The sequence below is a fragment of the Pelotomaculum propionicicum genome, from assembly GCF_004369225.1.
GTDB classification, from domain to species: Bacteria; Bacillota; Desulfotomaculia; order Desulfotomaculales; family Pelotomaculaceae; genus Pelotomaculum_B; species Pelotomaculum_B propionicicum.
The window spans coordinates 1-2,018 of sequence record NZ_QFFZ01000120.1; the positions used below are offsets into that span (position 1 = coordinate 1).

Sequence of the window (2,018 nt, forward strand, 5' to 3'; positions counted from 1 at the left end):
CCGTTGTTTTGCAACTAAATAACTAGAAAACATTTCTTTAAGCCCGATATTACGGGCTATTTTAATGTCAATATTTTTGGATTTTAGTGTTGTATATTGTTGTGTATTGTAGTATAATACCTATATATTGAGGTGTTTGCTATGTTTCTTAAAAAGAGTGTTAGTAACGGAAAGGTATTCCTGTCCTTCGTACAAGGTTACCGCATTAATGGTAAAGTTAAGCATAAAACCATAGAAAAGATCGGTTACCTTGATGAATTGAAAAAAATATATGACGATCCCATTGCCCACTTTAAGTCTGTTGCAGAAGAACGGAATCTATCTGCTCCTACCGAGCGTACAATAGAAGTTGCTATTAACCAACGCCTTACAGATAATACATCTTCCAGAAAAAATCTGGGATATGCCATTCCAAAGCGCATTTACTCCCTCCTTGGCATCAATACTTTTCTTCAGAATAAGCAGAAACACCTTAACATCGAATATAATCTAAATAGTATTTTTGGCCTCCTCATCTATAACAGGTTCCTTTTTCCTTCTTCCAAAAAGAAGGCTTTTGATAAACGAGACTTTTTCTTTGAATCATACGATTTTTCAATTGATGACCTATACCGCTCTCTTGATTACTTTGCACGGTACTCGGAACACCTTCAGAAACATCTGCACGAAAAAGTCTGTGAAATCATTGGCCGTGATGGAAAACTGGGATACTATGATGTCACAAATTATTACTTCGAAATTCCTTACAATGATGCGGACGAATATGATGATAACGGAGTGCTAGTAAAAAAGGGATTTCGAAAAAAAGGCCCCTCGAAGGAACACCGTCCTGATCCAATCGTCCAGATGGGTCTTTTGATGGACTCAAACGGAATTCCTATGGCTTTTAATACCTTTTCGGGTGGTGAAAGCGAAAAAACATCTCTTCTTCCTATCATCCGCAGGGTAAAAAAGGATTATGGTATGGAACGGATTATTACTGTTGCGGATAGAGGGCTTAATACCAGTGATAACACTGCTTTCCTTGCTGGAATCAACGATGATAATTCCAAAGGTCATGACGGCTATATTTATGGACAGAGCGTATTATCTGCCGACAAGGAATTCAAGGCATGGGTAATTAACCCAGATGGCTACATTCATACCAAGGAAACAGATAAAAATGGCGAAGAAGTCATTTTTATCCACAAATCCAGAGTATATGCAAAAACTATACAACTGGAAAACCAACAGGGAAAACGTACCCTGAAAATGATTATTTATCAGAAACAAATGGCCTACTATTCAGAAAAATATGCGGAAAAACAGAAGAAAGAAAGGGCACTCGTCCTTGCAAAAGCAAAAGACTTAATAGCCAATCCCGGAAAGTATACAAGGGCTACCAGTATCGGTGCGGCTGGATATATCAAAAATATAAAGTTTGTGAAAGAAACTGGTGAAATACCGGATGGAATCAAACTGTCGTTAAATCTTGAAAAGATTACGGAAGAGGAAAAATACGATGGCTATTATTCTATCGTGACTAGCGAAAAGAATCTGTCTGACAGGGAAATCCGTGACATATACAAAGGATTATGGGAAATTGAGGAATCCTTTAAAATTATTAAGAGTGAATTCAGAGCTAGACCGGTCTATCTCAGAACCGAGACCCACATTAATGCACATTTCCTCATCTGTTTTGTTTCACTTCTCATCCTGCGCATACTGGAATACAAACTGGATAAGAAATATTCTGTCAACAAGATACGGGAGTCGCTGATACGTTATTCCTGTTCACACCTTGACCAGAATTACTATCTGTTTGATTACAGAGATGAAATACTGCAGTCGTTGGAGAAAGTTTTCGACATTGACCTTGGGAGTAAGATTATGACTACATCCGAAATCAAAAAAATTTTGCAATACCACAAATAAGGTCTGAATATACAACATTAATATACCAAAAAGTTAAGCTCTGAAGTCCGCATAAATGCTGTACTTGCAGAGCTTTATAACTTGTTTTTACTGCAAAACTCAGG

The 2,018-nt window shown here is 37.4% G+C and carries 1 protein-coding gene; it reads left to right on the forward strand.

Annotated features, from left to right (window positions below; translation table 11 throughout):
• Positions 1–141: 141 nt before the first annotated feature.
• Positions 142–1,914, forward strand: a complete 1,773-nt coding sequence (locus Pmgp_RS19120) for an IS1634 family transposase (RefSeq protein WP_134216260.1) — start codon at positions 142–144, stop codon at positions 1,912–1,914.
• The last annotated feature ends 104 nt before the right edge of the window (positions 1,915–2,018 follow it).

Bases quoted from the DNA above. Each gene is read 5' to 3' on its own strand.
- Pmgp_RS19120 (WP_134216260.1), top strand. From the start codon at position 142: ATGTTTCTTAAAAAGAGTGTTAGTAACGGAAAGGTATTCCTGTCCTTC.